Source organism: Microbacterium rhizosphaerae, from assembly GCF_034120055.1.
Taxonomy (GTDB): domain Bacteria; phylum Actinomycetota; class Actinomycetes; order Actinomycetales; family Microbacteriaceae; genus Microbacterium; species Microbacterium rhizosphaerae.
Genome location: NZ_CP139368.1, coordinates 2,729,611 through 2,752,037 on the forward strand (window position 1 = coordinate 2,729,611; position 22,427 = coordinate 2,752,037).

The window sequence follows — 22,427 nt, forward strand, 5'->3', positions numbered from 1 at the left end:
GGATCAGTCGATGCGCCGGTCGCCGGCGTGCCGGGCGAGGCTCGTGCCGTAGCGCTCGGTGAGCTGCACCATGAGGTCGGGCGTCTCGCGATCGAGCCCGAAGACGTAGCCGGGGAAGTCGAGCTCGCGCTGCGCGGCCCAGATCTCCTCGTGCCGCTCAGCAGGCAGGACGAGTACGGGATCGCCGACCGCGACCCACCCGATCGGCACGACGCTGTCGGCGGGAAGCACCGTGCGCAGATGCACGACGGCGTTGATCCGCACCTCGCTGCGCTCGCCGATGCGAGCGCCGTTGAAGATCCGGGTCCCGGTGGCGAGGAACACCTCATCGGCGATCGTCGCACCGGAGATGCTCGCCATCGGACCCACGAGCACGTGATCGCCGATGTGCACGGCGTTCGCCGAGGTCGCACGGATGAGCGCGTTCTCCATCACGATCACGTACTCGCCGAGGGTGATCGGGCCGCCCTCGGACGTGATCACCGCCCCGTGCAGCACCTGGCATCCGGCGCCGATCGTGACGTCTCCGCTGATGACCGCGGTGGCGGCGATGACCGCGTCCGGGTGGATGCGGGGGCTGGACCCCACGTGCTCGAACTGCATCGTGCCTCCTGCTCGGGACGGTTCCGCCAGGCTACCCCCGCGGGCGCTCCGGCAGACGGAGCCCGGTCGACGCGCGACCCCGGCTCGGGGCGACTCAGGACTCGGGCGCCGCGGTCATGCCTTCGTACAGGCCGAGCTCGTTGCCGTCGGGGTCTGCCACGATGGCCCACCAGCTCGTCTCGGTGATCTGCCGCTTCTCGGCGACGACCGTGCCGCCGTTGGCCTTCGCGGCCGCGAGCGCGTCGTCGATGGAGTCGACCTCCACGTACGAGCGTGGCTGCGTGAAGTCGTCGTCGCGCTTCGTGAGTGCACCGCCCGAGATCTTGTTGGGCGCCTGCCACATGGGATAGCCCTCGAACCCGGGCGCCTCGGCGATCTGCCAGCCGAACAGCGCGGAGTAGAACGAGCCCGAGGTCGCGAAGTCCGTCACCGGGATCTCGATGTGCGTGATATCACCGTGCGGCATGGTTCATCCTTCCGATCGGATTCGGGTTGCGCCCAGTCTGACCCGACCCGCCGGCGTCCTCAAGACCCTCCGGATCAGACGGATGCCGCGGCCTGCGGAACCGGCCACAGCTGATCGAGAAGCTGCGCGACCCACGCGATGAGCTCGGCATCGCCGAGCGCTTCGCCGTCGGCGGTCGGCAGCGGGACGACCACGGCCTCTCCCCCGGCCACGAGCTTCGCCTTCGGATACAGCCGCTGCAGGCGCACCCGCATCGAGTCCGCCAGGTTCGCGGGTGCGACGCGGAGGTTCGGTCCCATCGCCACGACGTCGGCGAGCCCCGCCCGGCCTGCCCGGCGACGCAGGCGCGCGACCGCGAGCAGGCCCTCCACCTCGGCCGGTGGCTCGCCGTAGCGGTCGCGCAGCTCGTCGACCACGAGGTCGATCGCATCCTCCTTGGCCGTGACGGATGCCGCCGCCGACAGCTTCTGGTACGCCTCGAGGCGCAGCCGCTCGCTGTCGATGTACTCCTCGGGGATGCGGGCCCGCACGGGCAGCTCGAGCCGCAGTTCGGTGGGGCCCTCGGCGTCCTCTCCGCGGAACGTCGCCACGGCCTCCCCGATCATGCGCAGGTACAGGTCGAAGCCGACGCCCGCGATGTGGCCGGCCTGCTCGGCGCCGAGCAGGTTGCCGGCTCCGCGGATCTCGAGGTCTTTGAGCGCGACCTGCATGCCGCTGCCGAGATCGTTGTTCACCGCGATCGTCTCGAGCCGGTCGGCCGCCGTCTCGGAGAGCGGCTTCTGCTCGTCGTACAGGAAGTACGCGTACGCCCGCTCGCGCCCGCGCCCCACGCGCCCGCGCAGCTGGTGCAGCTGCGACAATCCGTACTTGTCGGCACGGTCGATGATGATGGTGTTGGCGTTGGAGATGTCGAGACCGGTCTCGATGATCGTCGTGCAGACGAGCACGTCGGCGCGGCGCTCCCAGAAGTCGTCGACCACCCGTTCGAGCTGGTGCTCGCCCATCTGCCCGTGCGCGACGGCGATGCGCGCCTCGGGAACGAGCTCGGCCAAGTGCGCCGCGACCCGCTGGATCGACTGCACCCGGTTGTGCACGTAGAAGACCTGACCCTCGCGGAGGAGCTCGCGACGGATGGCGGCGGCGACCTGCTTGTCGGTGCGCGCCCCCACGTACGTGAGGATGGGGTGCCGGTCCTCGGGCGGCGTCTGCAGCGTCGACATCTCGCGGATGCCGGTCACCGCCATCTCGAGCGTGCGCGGGATGGGCGTCGCGCTCATGGCGAGGATGTCGACGTTGGTCTTGAGCTTCTTGAGCTGGTCCTTGTGCTCGACGCCGAACCGCTGCTCCTCGTCGATGATCATGAGCCCGAGGTCTTTGAAGAGGACCTTCTCGGTGAGGATGCGGTGCGTGCCGATGACCATGTCGACCGACCCGTCCGTGAGGCCCTCGATCGTCTCTCGCGCCTGCTTGTCGGACTGGAATCGCGACAGCGGCCGCACCTTCACGGGGAATCCGGCGAACCGCTCGGCGAACGTCTCGAGATGCTGCTTCACGAGGAGGGTCGTCGGCACGAGCATCGCGACCTGCTTGCCGTCCTGGATGGCCTTGAACGCCGCGCGCACCGCGACCTCGGTCTTGCCGAATCCGACGTCTCCGGACAGGAGCCGGTCCATCGGGATCGGCTTCTCCATGTCGGCCTTGATCTCGTCGATCGTCTGCAGCTGGTCGGGGGTCTCGGCGAACGGAAACGCCTCCTCGAGTTCGCGCTGCCACGGCGTATCCGGTCCGAAGGCGTGCCCCTTCGCCGCCATGCGCGCGGAGTACAGCTTGACGAGCTCCACGGCGATGTCGCGCACCGCCTTGCGGGCACGGCCCTTGGCGGCCGCCCAGTCGCTGCCGCCCATCTTCGACAGCGTGGGCGCCTCGCCGCCGATGTACTTGGAGAGCAGGTCCAGCTGATCGGTCGGCACGTAGAGCTTGTCGCCCGGGTGACCGCGCTTGCTCGGCGCATACTCGAGCACCAGGTATTCGCGCGTGCTCTTGACCGGGTTGCGACCGCCGCTGGACACCTGCCGCTGCGTCAGCTCGACGAACCGGCCGATGCCGTGGGTCGAGTGCACCACGTAGTCGCCGGCCTTCAGCTGCAGGGGGTCGACGACGTTGCGCCGCCGCGACGCCAGCTTCTTCACGACGCGGCCGTCGGCGCTGATGGTGCGGCCGTAGAACTCGGACTCGGTGAGGACGGCGAGCTTGGCACCGTCGGCTTCGAACCCGCGCTCGAGCTCCGCGACGACCACGTGCGCGACACCCGGCTCGAGCGGCGTCTCGACGGCGTCGACGCGGCGCGCGGCGATCCCCCGCTCCGCGAGCACGTCGCGCGCTCGATCGGCCAGTCCCGCCCCGGATGCCGCCACCACGACGGCCCAGCCCGCGGTCAGCAGCTCCCCGACGTGCGCCGTCGCGCCGTCGACGTTCCCCTGGAACGAGGGGACGGAGGCGGCCCGGATGCGGAACTCGTCGTCGGGCTCCGCCTCGTCGATCTCCGCGGCGATGTCCGCCGCGCCCGAATCGAATGCGCTGAGGGTCCACCACACGCCGCCGCGGCTGTGGGCGGCCTCCCGCAGCTCGGACAGCGACACGAAGTCGCCGGCGCCGAGATCGACCGGCGCCGCGGCGCCCCCGGTCGCCGCGCTCCACGCCGCATCCAGGAACTCCCGGTTGGTCTCGGCGAGGATCGTCGCTCGCGCCACGGAGCGTTCCGGGTCCACGAGAGTCACGGCGACGCCCTCGGGCAGATAGTCGGCCAGGGTCACCACATCCTCGACGAGCACCGGCGTGAGCGACTCCATGCCCTCCACCGGAATGCCCTCGGCCATGCGCTCCAGCATCCCCGCGAGTCCCGGAAGGTCGGGCATGAGCGCCCTCGCCCGCGCGCGCACCTCGTCGGTCAGCAGCAGCTCGCGCGCGGCCTGCAGCTCGACCTCGCGCACCTCGCCCGGGAGGCTGCGCTGGTCGGCGACCGAGAACGCGCGGATCTGGTCCACCTCATCGCCGAAGAACTCCACCCGCGACGGGTGGTCGGCGGTCGGCGGGAAGATGTCGAGGATGCCGCCGCGCACCGCGAACTCGCCGCGCCGCGACACCATGTCGACCCGGTGGTAGGCGCGGGCGACCAGGTCTGCGATCACGGCGTCCAGGTCGTGGCCGCGCGCGCCGACGACGAGCCGGACCGGCGCCAGTGCCGTGAGACCGGCCGCGAGCGGCTGCAGCGCCCCGCGGACGGATGCCGTCACGACCAGGGGCACGGAGCCGTCCCACTCGTGCACGCGTCGCAGCACGTCGAGCCGGCGCCCGACGGTCTCGGGACTGGGGCTCAGCCGCTCGTGCGGCAGCGTCTCCCATGCCGGGAAGTGCACGACATCGGCACCCGGCATGAGCGCCTGCAGCGCCGCGCCGAGCGTTTCCGCGCGGCGGCCGGTGGGTGAGATGGCGAGCAGGATGCCGGGCCTGCCGGCGTCGCGCCGCTTCCCGACGAGCGTCGCCAGCAGCGGCGCATCGAGCCCGTCGACGAGCGAGACGTCGGCATCGATGGATGCGACGGCACCCGCCTCGCGGAACGTCGACGACGATGCGAGGGCGCGCGCGATCCCGGGAACTGTCACCGGACAATCCTACGTTCCGGCCCCGACACGCAGGCCGCGCGGGAGCCACGCGCTGCGCCGTCGTCCGCGCCGTAGGCTGGGCGCGTGACCGATGAGGGACCCGACGCACCGCCGCCCGCCCCGCAACCCGTTCCGATGCCGTATCCGAACACGCGACAGCCCGTCTACGGGCAACCGCCCGCGGACGCCTACGGGAGGCCGTTCGCCGCACCGTACACGGCACCGCCGGCGCCCGGTTACCGGCCCCGGCAGCCCCGGCCCGCAGGTTCGCGGACCCTGGGCGCCGTGGCGTTCATCCTGTCGCTTCTCGCCGCGGTCGTGGCACCGATCGTCGCGTCCTTCGCGGGGTGGGGCATCGGCGCCGGCGTCGGCGCGCAGCAGCTGAGCGCCCTCTCCGAGACGAACGCCTCGACGTCGGCGATGCTTGCGGCCCTCACCCCCGTCCGGGGCGAGGTGCTCGTCGCAGAGATCGCGTTCTGGGCGGGAATGATCCTCGGCATCTGGGCCATCGTCCAGGGCATCGTCGCGATCGCGACGCGGCGCGGCCGAGGGTTCGGCATCGCCGCGGTCATCGTCGCGGCCATCGGGCCTTTCGCCTACTTCGTCCTGCTGCTGATCTTCCTGGGCCTGGGTGCGGCGGGAGCGGTTCCCCCGAACGCCTGATCCGGGCGCCGGGCCATCAGGCGCGCGGGGCGTGGTGCTTCTGCTGGGCCGCGACGAGGCCGTCGCCGATCAGCAGCTCGACGGCATCCGCCGCATCAGAGAGCAGGAGCGGCAGCTGCTTGCGATCGGCCGCGCTGAACGGGTCCAGCACCCAGTCCGCCGGGTCCTGCCGGCCGGGAGGGCGCCCGATGCCGACGCGCACGCGCGGGAAATCGGCCGTGCCGAGAGCCTTCGCCACGTCGCGCACCCCGTTGTGGCCGCCGTGACCGCCGCCGACCTTGAGCTTGACGGTGTCGAACGGGATGTCGAGTTCGTCGTGCACCACCACGATGTGCTCGGCATCCACGCCGTAGTACTTCGCGAGCGCGGAGACCGGGCCGCCGGAGACGTTCATGTACGAGTTCGGCTTCGCGAGCACGATCTTCACCGCCCCCGGCCGCAGCCACGTCTCCGCGACACGCGCGTTCGCCTTGTGCGACGAGAACCGCTCGCGGCGGCGCTCAGCCAGTTCGTCGACGACCAGCTGGCCCACGTTGTGCCGGGTCAGCTCGTACTGCGGCCCGGGGTTGCCGAGCCCGACCACCAGCCAGGTCTGCACCATGGATCACATCCTTCTGCACTGAGAAGAGGGGGCGCATCCGCACCCCCTCTTCCGACGTTCTGCGAGGATCAGGCCTCGGTCGAGCCCTCGGCGGCCTCTTCCGACTGCTCCTCGGCGACCGCGGCATCGGCGGCGGCGATCTCCTCCTCCGCGGCGATGCCTGCCGCGGGGATGCTGACCGCGACGACGAGGGTCTCCGGGTCGGCCTGGAGCGACGCGCCCTTCGGGAGCTGCAGGTCGGCCGCGGTGATGTGCGTGCCGTCCTCGAGGCCCTCCACGGAGACCTCGATGTTCTCCGGGATGTGGGTCGCCTCGACCTCGAGCGTGATGGAGGTGGCGTCGAGGTTCACGATCGTGCCCGGGGCGGGCTCGCCGGTGACGACGATGGGCACCTGCACCTGGATCTTCTCGCCCTTCTTCACGACGAGGAGGTCGATGTGCTCGATGATCTGGTGCACCGGGTCCTTCTGCACGTCCTTGACGAGCGTGAGGAGGTGCTTGCCCTCGACGTCGAGCTCGAGCACCGCGTTCGCGTGACGCACGATGAGCGAGACCTGGTGGCCGGGCAGGGCGACGTGCACGGGGTCGGTGCCGTGACCGTAGATGACGGCGGGGATCTTGCCCGCGGCGCGCAGGCGACGGGCGAAGCCCTTGCCGAAGCTGTCGCGCAGCTCCGCGTGGACCTTGGTGTCTTCCGACATGGTGATTCTCCTAAAGCGGGCATGCAGCCCTGACGATGGTCTGTTCTCGACTCGAACGCGTGCGCGTGAGGAAAGCTGCTGCCTGCTCCACCGCGTCGATCACGGACGCCGCGCAGCGCGCAGCATCCCTCGCCGAAGTACGGGAATCGAGTCTACCAGTGCGACCGCTACGATGAAGACGCACCGATCCCGCACAGGAGGCATGATGACCATCGACAGCCAGACCCTCAGCGACGGCATCCTGGCCCTCATCGGCCTCATCGCCGCCATCGGGCTCGTCGGCACCGTCCTCGCGTTCTGGACGATGGGGCGCGCGGCCTACCGCAAGGACTGATCAGGCGACGCCGAGGTAGGCCTCCTTCACGGCCGGATCGGCGAGCAGCTCCCTGCCGGTGCCCGAGCGCGTGATCGAGCCCGTCTCGAGCACGAACGCGCGGTGGGCGCGTGCGAGCGCCTGATTCGCATTCTGCTCGACGAGCACCACGGTCGTGCCCTGCGCGTTGATCTCCGTGATGATCTTGAAGATCTGCCGGATGAACTGCGGCGCGAGGCCCATCGACGGCTCGTCCAGCAGCAGCACCCGCGGGCGGGACATCAGCGCGCGGCCGATGGCGAGCATCTGCTGCTCGCCGCCGGACATCGTGCCGCCGAGCTGCTTCTTGCGCTCATCGAGGCGCGGGAAGAGCGAGAACACGCGATCGTAGGACTCGGCGACGCCGGCGCGACTCTTGAGGCCGAACGTTCCCATGTCGAGGTTCTCGAGCACCGTCATGCCCGGGAAGATGCCGCGTCCCTCCGGCGCCTGAGAGATGCCGTTCAGCACCCGCAGGTGGGCCTTCATCTTCGTGATGTCCTGCCCCTCGAAGAAGATCGACCCCTCCGATGGATGCAGCAGCCCCGAAATGGTGCGCATCGTGGTCGTCTTGCCGGCGCCGTTGGCGCCGATCAGCGACACGATCTCGCCCTCGTCCACGGAGAACGAGATGTTCTGGATCGCCCGGATGCGTCCGTAGTGGACGGAGACGTCCCTCAGCTCAAGCAGCGTCATCTTCAGGCTCCCCGAGGTAGGCCGCGACCACGCGCGGGTCGTTGCGGATGGCGAGCGGGACGTCGTCGGCGAGCTTGCGCCCGAACTCCAGGACGACGATACGGTCCGTGACGCCCATGACGAGCCGCATGTCGTGCTCGATCAGCAGCACGGTGTAGCCCTCGTCGCGGATCGTGCGGATGAGCGCCATGAGGTCGTCCTTCTCCGCAGGGTTGAATCCGGCCGCCGGCTCGTCGAGGCAGAGCAGCTTCGGGTCGGTCGCGAGCGCGCGGGCGATCTCGAGGCGACGCTGAGAGCCGTACGAGAGCTCGCGTGCGCGCTTCTCGGCATGCTGGGCGATGCCCACGAACTCCAGCAGCGCCATGCCGCGATCGATCGACGTCCTCTCCTCGCGCGTGTGCCGCGGCAGGCGCAGCAGAGCGCCGGGGACAGACGTGCGGTGCCGCGCATCCAGGCCCACGACGACGTTCTCGAGGGCCGTCATCTCACCGAACAGCCGGATGTTCTGGAACGTGCGCGCCAGACCCATCCTCGTGATGTTGTGCTGCTTACGGCCCTTGAGCGAGACGCCCTCCAGCAGCACGTCGCCGCTGGTCGGCTTGTACACGCCCGTCATCGCGTTGAAGCAGGTGGTCTTGCCTGCGCCGTTCGGCCCGATGAGGCCCAGGATCTCGCCGCGCTTGATGTCGAACGACACATCGTCGAGCGCGGACAGGCCGCCGAACTTCATCGTCAGGTTGCGGACCTCGACGAGCCTCTCGCCCACCGCGACCGCGAGATCGCGCTCGGACTCGGCGCCCTCGACGAGAGCCGGCCCCTCAGCGTGGTCGGGGATGACCGGCGCGCCGATCGCGTCGTCCTCGACGGGCACGTGTGCCGCGCGGGCGATCTCCGCCTCTTCGCGGGCCCTCTCGTTCTCGTCGGTCACGACGATGCTCCTTCCACGGCCGGTGCCTCAGGCGGCGGGGGCGGGGCGGCCGTCCAGTGCATGGCCCGTCGGGCGAACGCCAGCAGCCGCATCTTCGCGGGGACCAGGCCCTGCGACCGGAACATCATCAGGAGAACGAGGACGATGCCGAAGATCAGGTACTTGTAGTCGGCGATCGCGGTGAATCGCAGGGGGATGTAGGCGACGATCGCACCACCCAGCAGGGCGCCGACCTTGTTGCCGGCGCCGCCGAGCACGACCGCGGCGACGAACAGGATCGAGGTCTGGACGTCGAACTTCTGGTTGTTCACGAAGCCGACCTGGCCCGCGAACAGCGCGCCCGACAGGCCGCCGACACCCGCTCCGAGCGCGAACGCCCACACCTTGTACTTGAACGTGGGGACGCCCATGATCTCGGCGGCATCCTCGTCCTCGCGGATCGCGACCCACGCCCGTCCCACGCGACTGCGCTCGAGGTTGCCCACCAGCAGCAGCACGATGATGATGATCGTGAGAGTCAGCCAGTACCACGGCGCACCGTTCGAATTCGCGAAGATCGGGACCCCGCTCGCGGACTCCCCCGGCGGGTGCCCGACGTTCTGGAACCCGACCTGGCCCTTCATGGCCGGGATGATCGTCGCCAGGATGCGCACGATCTCTCCGAAGCCGAGCGTGACGATGGCGAGGTAGTCGCCGCGCAGACGCAGCGTCGGCACGCCCAGCAGGACCCCGAAGAACATCGTGATCGCGATGGCGAGCGGCAGCGTCCACAGGTAGGGGATCTTCGCGAGCGGCGAGTCCGGACTCGTGAACATCGCGGCCGTGTAGGACCCGACCGCGAAGAACGCGACGTATCCCAGGTCGAGGAGACCGGCATAGCCGATCACGATGTTCAGGCCGACCGCCACGAGCGCGTACACCGCCATGGCGAAGCACGCGAGCTTCCAGTCGTTGCCGGGCTCTGTCGTCAGCGGGAAGAAGTTCAGATAGGGCAGCGCGTAGGCGATCGCCACGACGATCAGCAGCCACGCCCACTGGACGGGGCGCGCGAGCCCGTTCCACCTTTCGCGGAGGTTGAGGAACGGGCCACGCGGCGGAGACGCGATCGACTCCGTCTCGATGGTCTCCCGCGCCGATTCGGCGCCGGGCAGGACCTTGGGGCCTTCGGAAAAGCTCATGCGCGGCTCCTTCCGAGCGTCTGCCCGAGGATGCCCTCGGGCCGGATCAGCAGCACCAGGACCAGTACAACGAACGATACGACATCCGCCCACTGCGCGTCACCGAGGAGGATCTGCCCGTAGTTGGCGATGACGCCCAGCAGCAGACCGCCGAGGAGGGCGCCACGGACGTTTCCGATGCCGCCGAGCACGGCGGCGGCGAACGCCTTGACGCCGAGGATGAAGCCGCCGTTGTAGATGACGCCGGATGGCACCAGCATCACGTAGAACAGAGCGGCGGCACCGGCCAGGATGCCGCCGAGCACGAAGGTGATCATGATGATCCGCTCCTTGTTCACACCCATGAGCGTCGCGGTGTCGGGATCCTGCGCGACGGCGCGGATCCCGCGGCCCGTGCGTCCGCGCCGGATGAAGAGGTCGGTCGCGATCATCAGGATGACCGCGGCGGCGACGATGATCAGCTGCACGTCGTAGATGAGCGTGCCGAACACGTCGAACACGGGATGCTGCACGAACATGGTGATGCTCGGCATCGCGTTCGCACCCGACGGGCCGCCCAGGGGGCCCTGCAGAAGGAAGATCGTGTACTGGATCGCGAACGACATGCCGATCGCGGTGATGAGGAACGCCAGCCGCGGCGCGTTCCGCTTTCGCAGCGGGCGGTAGGCGACGCGTTCGATGAACAGCGCCGTCAGGGCGGACGCGATCATGCCGACCACCATCGCCAGCAGCAGATCTCCGATGATCGCCAGCGGGCCCAGGGTGGGGGCGCTCGGTCCGAAGCCGAGACTCGTGAGAGTGATGACGACGCCGTACGCGCCGACGATGAACACCTCGGAGTGGGCGAAGTTGATGAGGCTGAGGACGCCGTAGACGAGCGTGTAGCCGACGGCGATCAGACCGTAGACGGCGCCGAAGGTGAGGCCGTCGAATGTTGCGCTCCAGAAGTTCTGGACGAGCGCGTTGACGTCGAAGTTGATCCAGGAATTGTCGAGGAACGGTCCGCTGAGGACGAATTCGAGCATGCGGTCTCCGGAGGGGTGTCGGGGGCGGCGGAGCCGCACACGGGCGGCATCACGGGCAGGATGCCGCGGCGCCTGAGGCGCCGCGGCATCCTGATCTCATTGACCGATCGGGCCGATGTAGGCGATCTTGCCGTCCTGCACCTTGTAGCCGTAGACGGCAGGCGCCTGCAGCTCACCCGTGGAGTCCCACTTGTAGTGCTTGCTCAGGCCGTCCTTGTCGTAGGACTTGACCCAGCTCACCAGGTCGGCGCGGGTCTGCTTGCCCGCGTCGATGCCGCTCAGCAGGACCGTCGCGGCGTCGTACCCCTCGATGGAGTACGTGCCGGGCTCGGCGTTGTTGAGCGTCTTGTACTCAGACTCGAACTGCGTGAGGAGCTCACCGGGGATGCAGGGGCAGGTGAAGTAGGCGTTCTTCGACGCGTCGCCGGCCAGCTTGATGAACTGGTCGTCCTTCACGCCGTCGGGGCCGACGAAGACGCCGGTGTAGCCCTTGTTGACCAGCTGCTGGTCGAACGGTGCACCCTCTGCGTAGTAGCCGGAGTAGTACACGGCGTCGGGCTTCGCGTTCAGGATCTTGGAGATCGTGGCCGAGAAGTCCTTCTGGCCGGTCGTCACCTTGTCGGTGCCGACGAGGGCGCTGCCCAGGGCGGCCGACGTCGTGCCGGCGAGGCCGATGCCGTAGTCCGAGTCGTCCTGCACGAGGTAGACCTTCTTGGCCTTCAGCGTGTCGGTCAGGAACTTCGCGGCCGCCGGGCCCTGCTGCGCGTCGTTGCCGAGTCCGCGGTAGAACGTCGTCCAGCCGTTCTTCGTCAGGCCCGGGTTGGTCGCGGAGGGCGTGATGTGCACGAGGCCCTGCTGCTCGAAGATGTTGCCCGTGGCCTTCGACTCGCCCGAGAACGGCAGGCCGACGACGCCGATGATGTCGGCCTCGTTGACCGCCTGCGTGACGGGGCCGGTCGCCTTGTTCGGGTCGCCCTCGGTGTCGAACTTCTTGAACTGCACCTGGCAGTCGGGGTTCGCCTGGTTGTGCTGGTTCACCGCGAGCTGGATGCCGTTGAAGATGTTGATGCCGAGCTGGGCGTTGGGGCCGGTCTCGGCACCGATGTAGGCGATGGTCGTGGTCGACGGGCACTTGCCCTTGCCGTCGCCCTTCGGGAGAACGGCGTCCTTCGGCGTCTCGACGGACGTGACCGCGGGAATGTTGACTTTGCCGCCGCCGGTGGAGGTGCTGCCCCCCGTGGATCCCGACTGATTGGCGCAGCCGGCCAGCAGGACGAGAGCCGCCGCAGCGGTGGCCACCCCCGCAAGTGCCTTCTTACGAATCATGTGATTGCCTTCCGATTTCTTACCGCCGGCAAACGGGTTCACTCGCCGACGAGTTCAAGGTGCGCCGAGAGTATCGCGTCAGCGCCCGGTGCGCACGGTTTGAATCCGGATTGCGATCGATTCGATACTCGGTGTCACGTGCCTGAGAGCGCCCTCCGCGGCCTACTACGCTGAGAATGCACCCGACCCGAACTCGAGGAGAGCACTGTGTCTGAAGCCACCGCCAACATCGGGGTCGTCGGCCTCGCCGTGATGGGTTCGAATCTCGCCCGCAACCTCGCCAGCCGCGAGGGGAACACGGTGGCCGTGTTCAACCGCAGCCGTGCGAAGACCGACGACCTGGTCGCGGAGCACCCCGAGGCCGGCTTCGTCCCGAGCTTCTCGTACGAGGAGTTCGCGGCATCCCTGCAGAAGCCGCGCACGGCGATCATCATGGTCAAGGCGGGCGCGGGCACGGATGCCGTCATCGACGAGCTCGTACGCGTGTTCGAGCCGGGCGACATCATCGTCGACGGCGGGAACGCCCTGTTCACCGACACCATCCGCCGCGAGAAGGCGGTCCGCGAGACAGGCATCAACTTCGTCGGCATGGGCGTCTCCGGCGGCGAGGAGGGCGCGCTGCACGGCCCGTCGCTCATGCCCGGGGGCTCGGACGAGTCGTGGGTGACGCTCGGTCCGATCCTGCGCACGATCGCCGCGGTCGCCGAGGGCGAGCCCTGTGTCACGCACATCGGCCACGACGGCGCGGGGCACTTCGTCAAGATGGTGCACAACGGCATCGAGTACGCCGACATGCAGCTGATCGCCGAGGCCTACGACCTCATCCGGCGCGGCACCGGCAAGTCGCCCGCCGAGATCGCCGACGTCTTCGCCGAGTGGAACCACGGCGAGCTCGAGTCCTACCTCATCGAGATCACCGCCGAGGTGCTGCGCCAGGTCGACGCGGAGACCGGCAAGCCGCTCGTCGACGTCATCGTGGACCAGGCCGGCGCCAAGGGCACCGGCGCGTGGACCGTGCAGACGGCGCTCGATCTCGGCGTGCCCGTGTCGGGCATCGCGGAGGCCACCTTCGCGCGATCCCTGTCGTCGCACCCCGAGCAGCGCGAGGTCTCCGGGTCGCTTCCCGGACCGCTCGAGTCGCTCACCGTCGACGACGCGGATGCGTTCATCGAGGACGTGCGCCTGGCCCTGTTCGCCTCCAAGATCGTCGCGTACTCGCAGGGCTTCGACGAGATCCGCGCCGGTGCGGCGCAGTACGGCTGGGACATCGACCTCGGTGCGGTGTCGAAGATCTGGCGGGCGGGATGCATCATCCGCGCGCAGTTCCTCAACCGGATCGCCGACGCGTACGCGCAGACGCCCGACCTCGCCGTGCTCCTCACCGCGCCGTACTTCGTCGAGGCGCTCGAGCGCGCCCAGGGATCGTGGCGTCGCATCGTCGCCACGGCGGCCACGGGCGGCATCCCCTCCCCCGCGTTCTCGTCGTCCCTCGCGTACTACGACGGCCTGCGCGCCGAGCGGCTGCCCGCCGCGCTGATCCAGGGGCAGCGCGACTTCTTCGGTGCGCACACCTACAAGCGCATCGACCGTCCCGGCACGTTCCACACCCTGTGGTCCGCCGACCGCACCGAGGTCGAGGCCGAAGACACGCACTGAGCCCCGCCGCCGCCCTCGGCGCGGCGCCGATCACAGCGGGACGACGTTGTGATTGCGGGCGAACAGGTTGCGCGGATCCCAATGCGACTTCACCTGGGCGAGCCTCGCCATGGTCTGCGGGGGGTACATCCTGCTCGGAAGCGACGGATCGACCGAGGTCGTGAAGTTGCCGTAGACGGCGACGCCGTGCGCCTCGAGCTCGCGCCACGCGCTGTCCAGTCTCGCGCGCTCGGCGTCGTCGACCAGTCCGGGGATGTCGAACCCGCCCGCCATCGCGAACCACGTCGCGTCGCGCGCGGCGAAGGCCGTGGCATCCGCGCCGACGTCGCCGTACGCTCCGCCCAGCGATCGCAGGAACACGACGGACGCCTCCGTGGACTCGCGGAAATCGACGAGCCCGTCGATGAACGCATCGTCGAGCACGCGGACGAGCGTGTTTCCGCCGAGGAAGCCGGGAAGCTGCTGTCCTGGCTCGGGCTGGGGGTGCTCGAGGAGGATGCCGGCGTAGTCGCGAGGGGCAATGTCCTTCTCGGTCACGCCGTCGAGCGCGAGAAGCGGCGCGAGCGCCGAACGCAGGGCGTCGACGTCGCGCCCGATCCAGCACGCGGCGATGGATCTGCCGCCGGGGGCGCTCGGGTCCATGGCGGGTACGTCCATGTAGGTCACCGTCAGCTCACGGGGGGCCGTGGCGAGGACGTCCCGAAGCGTCCTCAGCACCGGGCGCGGGTCACCCGCCACCCCGAGCTCGGCGAACACGACGCCGTCGAGGTCATGCGCACGGAAGTCGAACCGAGTGACGACGCCGAAGTTGCCGCCGCCGCCGCGCAGTGCCCACAGGAGGTCCGGGTGCGACGCCTCCGTCACCTCGACCACGCGCCCCTCCGCCGTGACGATCTGGGCGCCCACGAGCTGGTCGGCCGCAAGGCCCCAGGCCCGCACCATCCATCCGATCCCGCCGCCGAGCGTGAGACCGCCGACGCCGACGGACGCGGTGTCTCCGGAGCTGATGCCGAGCCCCTGGGCGCCGAGTGCACGCGCGACGTCGCCCCATCGGGCGCCTCCCCCGACACGCACGAGCGCGCCGCCCTCAGGGTCGGCGACCACATCGATGGAGTCGAGGCCGGAGAGGTCGATCAGCACTCCGTCATCGAGCGTGCACCACACGCTGTGGCCGCCTCCGCGCACGACCGCGGGGCGGCGCGAGGCCGCGGCGAAGCGCACGGCCTCGCACACGTCGTCCACGCTCGCGGCGCGGATGATGACCTCGGGGCTGCCGGTGCCCGCAGGGGAGACGCGCGCGGCATCCCATCCCTGATCCGCCGCGGTGAGTACGGTGCCGGCGATGCTCGTCTGAAGGGGTGCGATATCCATGCGGGGCACAGTAGCGCGAGCCATCGACATCGGTGGTGGCAGGGCGTCAAGCCCATCGCGCAGGGCCCTCCGCGGCGCCTACCCTTCAGCTCATGAGGATCGCAATGCTCGGCCCGATCGCCTGGCGCACACCCCCGACGCACTACGGCCCGTGGGAGCGTGTCACCAGTCTCCTGACGGAGGGTCTCGTGCGGCGGGGAGTCGACGTCACCCTCTTCGCCACGGCGGACTCGGTCACCGCGGCACGGCTCGACGCGGTGTCGCCGCACGGCTACGCGGAGGACGCCGCCATGGACGGACGTGTCTGGGAGGCGCTGCACGTGGCGCACGCCCTGGAATCGTCGGGCTCGTTCGACCTCGTGCACAACAACCTCGACTGGCTTCCGCTGGCCTTCGACGCCTTCTGGCGGGCGCCCGTCGTCACGACGATCCACGGGTTCTCAGGCGCCGGCATCCTTCCCGCCTACGCCCGCTCGCGATCGGCCTATGTCTCGATCTCGGACGCCGACCGCTCTCCGGATCTGGACTATGTCGCGACGGTGCATCACGGCATCGACATGTCCGAGTTCCGCGACCTGCCGGCGCGCGGCGACGATCTCGTCGCGTTCGGGCGGATCCATCCCGACAAGGGGACGGCCGAGGCGATCGAGATCGCCGCGCGCGCAGGCCGGCGGCTCGTCCTGTGCGGGATCATCCAGGATCCGGCGTATTTCGCGGAACGCGTCGAGCCGCACATCGACGGGGATCATGTGGTCTACCGCGGCTCGGTGGGTCCGGCGGAGCGCACCGAGGTGCTCGGGAGTGCCGCGGCCCTCCTGCATCCGATCGGCTTCGATGAGCCGTTCGGCCTGTCGGTCGTCGAGGCGATGGCCTGCGGAACGCCCGTCATCGCCTACCGGCGGGGCTCGATGCCCGAGGTCATCGACGACGGCGTCACGGGCTTCGTCGTCAGCGGCATCGAGGAGGCCGTCGCATCCGTTCCGCTCGCCGTGCGACTGGACCCCGAGGCCATCCGGGCCCGCGCCCGCGAGCGGTTCGACGCGGAGCGGATGGTCGACGACTACCTCCGCGTGTACCGGTCGTTGCTCGAAGACCCGAGGTTTGTCAAGTCCCCGGGGATCTGAAGCAGACGGTGCTCTAATACCGGACACGTGCAGGGCGACAGCAGGAGGAAGGCTCACGTCATGCGGTTCGGGATCCTCTCCACCTATCCCCCCACGAGATGCGGTCTCGCGACCTTCACGGCTGCGCTCGAGACGGCGCTCGCCGAGACGGGTCGCGATGAGGTGTTCGTCGTCCGATCGCTCGATGGACCCGGCGGATGCAGCGCGCCGGCCTCTCCCGGGGGGCGGAACCCGCGCGCCGAGCTGGTCGCGGGCGACGGCGCCAGCATGCGACGCGCCGTCGCCGCACTCGACGCGTGCGACGTCGCGATCGTGCAGCACGAGTACGGGATCTACGGCGGCCCGGACGGTGAGGATGTCCTCCAGCTTCTCGCGGAGCTCGAGACCCCGGTCATCGCGGTGCTGCACACGGTGCTGCCATCGCCGTCGGAGCACCAGCGCGCCGTGCTGGAGAGCGTGTGCGCGCACGCCGCTTCCGTGGTCGTGATGACCCGGCTCGCGCGCGAAGTCCTCACCTCCCGCTATCGGGTCGCACCCGACAAGGTCGTCGTCATCCCGCACGGCGTCGCCGCTCACCACCACCCCGCCGTCCCTGCTCTCCGGTCGGAGAGGAGACGCATCCTCACCTGGGGCCTGATCTCCCCCGGCAAGGGGATCGAGTGGGGAATCCGCGCGATCGGGCGATTGCGAGACCTCGACGTCGAGTACGTCGTCGCCGGCCAGACCCACCCCAAGGTGCGCGCGGTGCAGGGCGAGGCGTACCGGGAGCACCTGCGCCAGGTCATCCGGGAGCTCGGTCTCGAATCCTCGGTCACCCTCGACGACCACTACCTGGACGACCGCGAGCTCGACGAGCTCCTCGCCTCGGCCGACGCTGTGCTGCTGCCCTACGAGTCGAGCGAGCAAGCCACCTCCGGTGTCCTCGCCGAGGCCGTCGCGGCCGGAGTCCCGGTCGTGTCCACCGGATTCCCGCACGCAGTCGAGCTGCTCGGCGGCGGTGCCGGCATCATTGCGGCCCACGCCGATCCCGCATCGATGGCGCGAGCCCTGCGCACCCTCCTCGACGCCGATGACGATGCGAGACGCGACAGGCAGGCGGCCGCGGCCCAGACCGCACCCGTCACGTGGACGGCCGCAGCGGAGGACTTCCGGCTGCTCGCGCGATCGGTGCGAGCCGAGCGGGCCGCATGACACCGTGGCGCGACGACGCGGTCTTCGCGCACCTGATCGCGATGAGCGATGACGGCGGCGTCTTCGAGCACGCGCTCCTGGACCGGCCTCGCCGGGACGGGGGGTATTGTGTCGACGATGTCGCCCGCGCGCTCGTCGTCCTCGCACGCGAGCCGCGCCTCGGTCGGGACGAGGCACGGCTCGCCTCGACGTGCCTCGCGTTCGTCGACGCCGCCGTCGGACCGGACGGGCGAGTACGCAACCGCCGGTCGCCTGATGGCGGGTTCACCAGCCCGCCGGCCCTCGGGGACTGGTGGGGCAGGGCCGTCTGGTCGCTCGGCGTCACCGCGGCCCGGTGGCCGGGGCAGGGCTCGGGCGACAGAGCCTTGGCGGGATTCCGGCGTGCCGCATCCCGGCGGTCACCGCATCCGCACGCCATGGCGTTCGCGGCGCTCGGCGCCTGCGAAGTGCTGCGCATCCACCCCGGGGAGTCGGACGCGCGCCGACTGCTTCGGGGTGCGATCGACATGATCCCGACGAAAGGGGACGCCATGTGGCCATGGCCGGAGGAGCGACTGCGCTACGCCAACGCGGTCCTGCCGGAGGCGCTCCTCGCCGCGGGGGACGGACTCGACGACGCGGTCGCGGTCAGCCGAGGCATCGATCTGCTGCGCTTCCTGCTCTCGGTCGAGACGATCGACCGACACCTGTCCGTCACAGGTGTCGGAGGGCGAGGCCCGGGCGAGGGCGGGCCCCTGTTCGACCAGCAGCCCATCGAGGTCGCCACGATCGCCGACGCGTGCGCGAGGGCGTACGAGCTCACCGGAGACAGCGAGTGGCGCGACGCCGTCGGTATGGCCTGGGATTGGTTCCTCGGCGACAACGACACGGGCATCCCCATGCTCGACCCGCAGACCGGAGCCGGCTACGACGGTCTGACCCGCGAGGGCCGGAACGAGAACCGTGGCGCCGAATCCACGCTCGCGATGCTGAGCACGTATCAGCAGGCCCGGCGAGTGGGAGCGATGCGCGAGGTCGCCGCATGAGCCTCACCGCGCACGACGCCCTCATCGACCACGACCCCGGTCGTGTCGTCACGCGTCTGTTCCTCCCCGGAGAGAGCCCGGCCTCGTCCGATGCCCGGGTGGATGCCGTCGTCGCGCGCGTGCTCGCCCTGCCGGCCGATACGCTGCGCGCCGCCGCGGAGCGGGCCGTCGCCGAGTTCGCGGCCCAGCACCGCGATCCTGAGGAGATCCTCGTCTCCCACGCCGAGGCGGTCCTGGATGGAGACGCCCTCACCGGGCGGCTCTCACGCGCGCAGGAGATCGTGATCGGCTCCGTCTTCACCGCCGACTACGCGGTCGAGGGCGCGGCCCTGTGCAACCCGAGCGCCGTGGTCCACCCGTCTCAGGCGGGACTCGGCCCGGATGATCTGCGTCTCGCCGTCTCGGTTCGCTGCATCGGCGAGGGGCACGTCTCGTCGGTCGGCTTCGCCGAAGCCGTCGTCACGGCCGACGGGTCCTGGACCTTCGCGGAACGCGCGCACCCCCTCACACGACCCGCGATCGAGACCGGAGAGTGGTCGCGGGCGCACTTCGCGCACACCCTGGCGGATGACGGCGGACTCAGCGACCTCGCCAGCACCGTCGTCTCGACGCTGCCGGAGCGTTTCCGGCCGGCCGATCTCGAGGCCGCGATCGACCGCCTGCCGTACACCGTGTCGATGCGCCCGAGCAGCATGCCCGTCCTCCACCTCCTGCGCGACATGTGCCGGTCAGCCTACGAAGCGGCCTTCCCCCCGGAGTCCGCGCTGTCCGCCCGCACCCTCCTGCCGGTGACTCCGGAAGAGCACAACGGCGTCGAGGATGCCCGGTTCGTCCGATTCGCCGACGAGGACGGCACGTTCTCGTATCGCGCCACCTACACGGCCTACGACGGCAGCACGATCGCGCCTCGGCTCATGACCTCGCCGGATCTGGTCCGGTTCGCGTTCCACCGGCTCACCGGTTCGGGGGCTCACAACAAGGGGATGGCTCTGTTTCCGCGCCTCGTGCGCGGTCAGCACCTCGCTCTCACGCGCGTCGGCGGCGAGAACATCTCCCTCGCCTCCTCGTCCGACGGCCTGGTGTGGAACGATCAGGGGCCCATCTGCCACCCGCGCGAGCCGTGGGAGCTCATCCAGCTGGGCAACTGCGGGTCGCCGATCGAGACCGAAGAAGGATGGCTCGTGCTGACGCACGGAGTCGGGCCGCTGCGAACCTACTCGCTCGGCGCGGTGCTGCTCGACCTCGACGACCCGTCGCGGGTGCTCCGCCGCACGCGGACTCCCCTTCTGCGGCCCGAGGGCGACCTGGTGCCCGGCTATGTGCCCCGCGTCGTGTACTCGTGCGGCGCCGTCATCCATCGCGGAACGCTGTGGATCCCGGTCGGGGTCGGCGACTCGCGCATCCGCGTGTACTCGATCGGCCTCGACGACCTCTGGCCGATGCTGGAGCCGGTCGAAGACGGTGGTCAGCCGGTACCCGTGGACCTATGACGCGGGCATGAGCTTCCCTTTCACAGCAACGCCATAGCATCCACCATGGATTGTCCCCTTCGACAGGAGCACAATCAGTGCCATGACGTCCCCTGCCGGCTCCACCACCCTGCGTCGCGCGGACGGCAGTGCGCCGCGCATCCTCGTCGTCGACGACGAGCAGATGCTCACCGATCTGCTGTCCATGGCGCTGCGCATGGAGGGCTGGGACGTCAAGTCGGCCGGGTCGGGATTCCAGGCCCTGCAGGTCGCACGCGACTTCGAGCCGGACGCCATGGTGCTCGACATCATGATGCCCGACCTCGACGGCATGTCGGTGCTGCAGCGACTGCGTCATTCCGGCAACGACGTGCCCGTCCTGTTCCTCACCGCGAAGGATGCCGTGGGCGACCGCGTGGCGGGGCTGACCGCCGGCGGTGACGACTATGTGACGAAGCCGTTCTCGCTCGAAGAGGTCGTCGCGCGTCTGCGCGCTCTGATGCGCCGCGCCGGCACCGCCCGCGCGAGCGAGGCCGAGCCGATCCTGCGCGTGGGCGACCTGTCGCTCAACGAGGACAGCCACGAGGTCATCCGCGGCGACGACGAGGTGGAGCTGACGGCGACGGAGTTCGAGCTGCTGCGCTTCCTCATGCGCAACCAGCGCCGTGTGGTCTCCAAGGCGCAGATCCTCGACCGCGTGTGGAACTACGACTTCGGCGGCCGTTCGAGCGTCGTCGAGCTGTACATCTCGTACCTGCGGAAGAAGATCGACCAGGGCCACGAGCCGCTCATCCACACGGTGCGCGGCGTGGGCTACATGATCAAAGCGCCGCAGTGACAGCCCTCGACATCCGAGAGACCACCACGACGACCGAAGAGCCGACCGAGACCGAGGCCGAGACGCGGCCGTCCCGGTGGCGTGGCCTGCGCGGTCCGTGGACACTGCAGACGCGGCTCATGGTCACGATCACGAGCTTCGTCGCGCTCATCCTCGTCGTCGTCGCGGTCGCCACGAGCACGATCCTCGGCGGTGTGCTGCAGCAGAACCTCGACAACAAGGTCGGCGACACGACGAACCTCGCCGCGCAGCAGCTCGTCGGCCTCCTGCGGTCGACCGGCCCCTTCCACGCGGTCACAGCCAACGACGTGCTCAGCCAGGGTTCCTACCCTCCGGGCTTCCTCCTGCTCGTGCGCTCCGGTGCGGGCACAGAGGATGCCGCGTACGTCGACGGCGACCACCTCGTCCCGCTGACGCTCGCGCAGCGGCACGCGCTGACCGATTCGCTCGAGCATCCGGGGATCACGACCGTCTCCATCCCCGGTCTCGGGGCCTACCGCGTCGACCCCGAGATCGTCGCAGGTCAGTACATCATCGTGGGCGGGCTGCCCATGTCGGAGCTCAACGAGACGATCACCCAGATCCTGGTGACGGTCGCCCTCGTGACGGCCGGCGGCCTCCTGCTGCTCGGGTCGGCGATCGCACTCGTCATCCGCGTCGGCCTGCGACCGCTGCGCGCCGTCGCCGACACCGCGACGCGCGTCGCGGCCCTGCCGATGGCGCAGGGCGCGGTCTCGATCGCCGAGCGGGTGCCGCCCGGGGAGTCCGACGATCGCACCGAGATCGGGCGGGTGGGGGCGGCGCTGAACACGCTGCTCGATCACGTCGACTCCTCGCTCGCGGCTCGCCAGCGCAACGAGGAGCGGATGCGGCGGTTCGTCGCCGACGCCAGCCACGAGCTGCGCACTCCCCTGGCCTCCATCCGCGGGTACTCGGAGCTGTCGCTGCGCGCCCTCCAGCACTCCCCCGCACCGGCGGCGGCCGAGACGACCGAGGCGTCGCTGGAGCGCATCCAGGCGCAGTCGCTGCGCATGACGACGCTCGTCGAGGACCTGCTCCTGCTCGCCCGCCTCGACGAGGGTCAGGAGCTCGTCTACGGCCAGGTCGACCTCACCCACCTCGTCATCGAGGCCGTGGGCGACGCCGGCCCCGCGGGACCGGATCACGAGTGGACGCTCGACCTCGACGACACCCCGATCTCCGTCGCGGGAGACGCCGGCCGACTGCAGCAGGTCATCGTCAACCTGCTCGGCAATGCCCGGACGCACACGCCGGAGGGCACCCGCGTCGTGGTCGGCCTTCACCGGGACGGCGACGAGGCGGTGCTCACGGTGCACGACGACGGCCCGGGAATCGACCCGGCGATCGCCGACGAGCTGTTCGAGCGCTTCTCGCGGGCCGACCGCTCGCGCGCACGCAAGACCGGGGGCACGGGCCTCGGCCTCTCGATCGCCCGCGCGATCGTCGAGGCCCACCACGGGTCGATCACGGCAGAGAGCGTGCCGGGCGACACGACGTTCACGGTGCGGCTGCCCGTCCGCCAGCCCTGAGC

General features: G+C 69.9%; 20 protein-coding genes. 9 read left to right on the forward strand and 11 right to left on the reverse strand.

The window, feature by feature from the left end; translation table 11 throughout:
- Nucleotides 1-3 precede the first annotated feature (3 nt).
- The 3 genes from SM116_RS12405 to mfd all read right to left on the reverse strand — a co-directional run bounded on the left by SM116_RS12405 (nucleotide 4) and on the right by mfd (nucleotide 4,731).
- The gene (locus SM116_RS12405) at nucleotides 4-603 is read right to left on the reverse strand and encodes a gamma carbonic anhydrase family protein (RefSeq protein WP_320941289.1); all 600 of its coding nucleotides are present in this window, start codon (nucleotides 601-603) and stop codon (nucleotides 4-6) included.
- 94 nt (nucleotides 604-697) lie between these two features.
- A complete protein-coding gene (locus SM116_RS12410; RefSeq protein ID WP_320941290.1) occupies nucleotides 698-1,069 on the reverse strand; it encodes a VOC family protein in 372 nt (123 codons plus the stop codon).
- A 74-nt stretch (nucleotides 1,070-1,143) separates the two neighbouring features.
- Entirely contained in the window at nucleotides 1,144-4,731 is a 3,588-nt protein-coding gene (gene mfd / locus SM116_RS12415) for a transcription-repair coupling factor (protein WP_320941291.1), read from the reverse strand.
- 84 nt (nucleotides 4,732-4,815) lie between these two features.
- On the opposite strand from mfd, the gene SM116_RS12420 reads away from it, so the two are divergent.
- Nucleotides 4,816-5,394: a hypothetical protein gene (locus SM116_RS12420; protein WP_320941292.1), complete on the forward strand. Its 579-nt coding sequence runs from the start codon at nucleotides 4,816-4,818 to the stop codon at nucleotides 5,392-5,394.
- 16 nt (nucleotides 5,395-5,410) lie between these two features.
- On the opposite strand, the gene pth is transcribed toward SM116_RS12420, so the two are convergent.
- Both pth and SM116_RS12430 read right to left on the reverse strand, forming a co-directional pair.
- Nucleotides 5,411-5,995, reverse strand: coding sequence for an aminoacyl-tRNA hydrolase (gene pth / locus SM116_RS12425; RefSeq protein WP_320941293.1), 585 nt, complete (start codon nucleotides 5,993-5,995; stop codon nucleotides 5,411-5,413).
- A gap of 68 nt (nucleotides 5,996-6,063) precedes the next feature.
- Nucleotides 6,064-6,696: a 50S ribosomal protein L25/general stress protein Ctc gene (locus SM116_RS12430; protein WP_320941294.1), complete on the reverse strand. Its 633-nt coding sequence runs from the start codon at nucleotides 6,694-6,696 to the stop codon at nucleotides 6,064-6,066.
- A 205-nt stretch (nucleotides 6,697-6,901) separates the two neighbouring features.
- On the opposite strand from SM116_RS12430, the gene SM116_RS12435 reads away from it, so the two are divergent.
- Nucleotides 6,902-7,030, forward strand: coding sequence for a hypothetical protein (locus tag SM116_RS12435; protein ID WP_320941295.1), 129 nt, complete (start codon nucleotides 6,902-6,904; stop codon nucleotides 7,028-7,030).
- Here the strand turns inward: SM116_RS12435 and SM116_RS12440 are convergent, their stop codons facing one another.
- The 5 genes from SM116_RS12440 to SM116_RS12460 all read right to left on the reverse strand — a co-directional run bounded on the left by SM116_RS12440 (nucleotide 7,031) and on the right by SM116_RS12460 (nucleotide 12,201).
- A complete protein-coding gene (locus SM116_RS12440; RefSeq protein WP_320941296.1) occupies nucleotides 7,031-7,744 on the reverse strand; it encodes an ABC transporter ATP-binding protein in 714 nt (237 codons plus the stop codon).
- Nucleotides 7,731-8,474 (reverse strand): ABC transporter ATP-binding protein, encoded by a 744-nt coding sequence (locus SM116_RS12445; RefSeq protein ID WP_320944171.1) that lies wholly within the window; start codon nucleotides 8,472-8,474, stop codon nucleotides 7,731-7,733. Before SM116_RS12445 ends, SM116_RS12440 begins: the two co-directional genes overlap by 14 nt.
- A gap of 194 nt (nucleotides 8,475-8,668) precedes the next feature.
- Nucleotides 8,669-9,850, reverse strand: coding sequence for a branched-chain amino acid ABC transporter permease (locus SM116_RS12450; protein ID WP_320941297.1), 1,182 nt, complete (start codon nucleotides 9,848-9,850; stop codon nucleotides 8,669-8,671).
- Nucleotides 9,847-10,875 carry a branched-chain amino acid ABC transporter permease gene (locus SM116_RS12455; protein WP_320941298.1) on the reverse strand — a complete coding sequence of 343 codons (1,029 nt, stop codon included), beginning with the start codon at nucleotides 10,873-10,875 and terminating at the stop codon, nucleotides 9,847-9,849. Before SM116_RS12455 ends, SM116_RS12450 begins: the two co-directional genes overlap by 4 nt.
- A gap of 96 nt (nucleotides 10,876-10,971) precedes the next feature.
- Nucleotides 10,972-12,201 carry a branched-chain amino acid ABC transporter substrate-binding protein gene (locus SM116_RS12460; protein ID WP_320941299.1) on the reverse strand — a complete coding sequence of 410 codons (1,230 nt, stop codon included), beginning with the start codon at nucleotides 12,199-12,201 and terminating at the stop codon, nucleotides 10,972-10,974.
- A gap of 207 nt (nucleotides 12,202-12,408) precedes the next feature.
- Here SM116_RS12460 and gndA point away from each other — a divergent pair, with 207 nt between their 5' ends.
- A complete protein-coding gene (gene gndA, locus SM116_RS12465) occupies nucleotides 12,409-13,857 on the forward strand; it encodes an NADP-dependent phosphogluconate dehydrogenase (protein ID WP_320941300.1) in 1,449 nt (482 codons plus the stop codon).
- Nucleotides 13,858-13,887: 30 nt separating this feature from the next.
- On the opposite strand, the gene SM116_RS12470 is transcribed toward gndA, so the two are convergent.
- Nucleotides 13,888-15,228 carry an FAD-binding oxidoreductase gene (locus SM116_RS12470; protein ID WP_320941301.1) on the reverse strand — a complete coding sequence of 447 codons (1,341 nt, stop codon included), beginning with the start codon at nucleotides 15,226-15,228 and terminating at the stop codon, nucleotides 13,888-13,890.
- 92 nt (nucleotides 15,229-15,320) lie between these two features.
- Here SM116_RS12470 and SM116_RS12475 point away from each other — a divergent pair, with 92 nt between their 5' ends.
- The 6 genes from SM116_RS12475 (at nucleotide 15,321) to SM116_RS12500 (ending at nucleotide 22,425) form a co-directional block, all read left to right on the forward strand.
- Nucleotides 15,321-16,352, forward strand: coding sequence for a glycosyltransferase family 4 protein (locus SM116_RS12475; RefSeq protein WP_320941302.1), 1,032 nt, complete (start codon nucleotides 15,321-15,323; stop codon nucleotides 16,350-16,352).
- Nucleotides 16,353-16,412: 60 nt separating this feature from the next.
- Nucleotides 16,413-17,543 carry a glycosyltransferase gene (locus SM116_RS12480; protein WP_320941303.1) on the forward strand — a complete coding sequence of 377 codons (1,131 nt, stop codon included), beginning with the start codon at nucleotides 16,413-16,415 and terminating at the stop codon, nucleotides 17,541-17,543.
- The gene (locus tag SM116_RS12485; protein ID WP_320941304.1) at nucleotides 17,540-18,568 is read left to right on the forward strand and encodes a glycosyltransferase; all 1,029 of its coding nucleotides are present in this window, start codon (nucleotides 17,540-17,542) and stop codon (nucleotides 18,566-18,568) included. Before SM116_RS12480 ends, SM116_RS12485 begins: the two co-directional genes overlap by 4 nt.
- On the forward strand, nucleotides 18,565-20,058 hold the full coding sequence (locus tag SM116_RS12490; RefSeq protein ID WP_320941305.1) for a glycoside hydrolase family 130 protein: 1,494 nt from the start codon (nucleotides 18,565-18,567) through the stop codon (nucleotides 20,056-20,058). The genes SM116_RS12485 and SM116_RS12490 overlap by 4 nt, the downstream gene beginning before the upstream one ends.
- A gap of 82 nt (nucleotides 20,059-20,140) precedes the next feature.
- Nucleotides 20,141-20,875, forward strand: a complete 735-nt coding sequence (locus tag SM116_RS12495; RefSeq protein WP_320941306.1) for a response regulator transcription factor — start codon at nucleotides 20,141-20,143, stop codon at nucleotides 20,873-20,875.
- Nucleotides 20,872-22,425, forward strand: coding sequence for a sensor histidine kinase (locus tag SM116_RS12500; RefSeq protein ID WP_320941307.1), 1,554 nt, complete (start codon nucleotides 20,872-20,874; stop codon nucleotides 22,423-22,425). The genes SM116_RS12495 and SM116_RS12500 overlap by 4 nt, the downstream gene beginning before the upstream one ends.
- Nucleotides 22,426-22,427 lie beyond the last annotated feature (2 nt).

Coding starts and splice junctions, on each gene's coding strand:
- SM116_RS12490 (WP_320941305.1), top strand. CDS start 18,565: ATGAGCCTCACCGCGCACGACGCCCTCATCGACCACGACCCCGGTCGT.
- SM116_RS12435 (WP_320941295.1), top strand. CDS start 6,902: ATGACCATCGACAGCCAGACCCTCAGCGACGGCATCCTGGCCCTCATC.
- SM116_RS12470 (WP_320941301.1), bottom strand. CDS start 15,228: ATGGATATCGCACCCCTTCAGACGAGCATCGCCGGCACCGTACTCACC.
- SM116_RS12445 (WP_320944171.1), bottom strand. CDS start 8,474: ATGAAGTTCGGCGGCCTGTCCGCGCTCGACGATGTGTCGTTCGACATC.
- SM116_RS12480 (WP_320941303.1), top strand. CDS start 16,413: ATGCGGTTCGGGATCCTCTCCACCTATCCCCCCACGAGATGCGGTCTC.
- SM116_RS12440 (WP_320941296.1), bottom strand. CDS start 7,744: ATGACGCTGCTTGAGCTGAGGGACGTCTCCGTCCACTACGGACGCATC.
- SM116_RS12450 (WP_320941297.1), bottom strand. CDS start 9,850: ATGAGCTTTTCCGAAGGCCCCAAGGTCCTGCCCGGCGCCGAATCGGCG.
- SM116_RS12405 (WP_320941289.1), bottom strand. CDS start 603: ATGCAGTTCGAGCACGTGGGGTCCAGCCCCCGCATCCACCCGGACGCG.
- SM116_RS12455 (WP_320941298.1), bottom strand. CDS start 10,875: ATGCTCGAATTCGTCCTCAGCGGACCGTTCCTCGACAATTCCTGGATC.
- SM116_RS12495 (WP_320941306.1), top strand. CDS start 20,141: ATGACGTCCCCTGCCGGCTCCACCACCCTGCGTCGCGCGGACGGCAGT.
- SM116_RS12410 (WP_320941290.1), bottom strand. CDS start 1,069: ATGCCGCACGGTGATATCACGCACATCGAGATCCCGGTGACGGACTTC.
- pth (WP_320941293.1), bottom strand. CDS start 5,995: ATGGTGCAGACCTGGCTGGTGGTCGGGCTCGGCAACCCCGGGCCGCAG.
- SM116_RS12485 (WP_320941304.1), top strand. CDS start 17,540: ATGACACCGTGGCGCGACGACGCGGTCTTCGCGCACCTGATCGCGATG.
- SM116_RS12460 (WP_320941299.1), bottom strand. CDS start 12,201: ATGATTCGTAAGAAGGCACTTGCGGGGGTGGCCACCGCTGCGGCGGCT.
- SM116_RS12475 (WP_320941302.1), top strand. CDS start 15,321: ATGAGGATCGCAATGCTCGGCCCGATCGCCTGGCGCACACCCCCGACG.
- SM116_RS12430 (WP_320941294.1), bottom strand. CDS start 6,696: ATGTCGGAAGACACCAAGGTCCACGCGGAGCTGCGCGACAGCTTCGGC.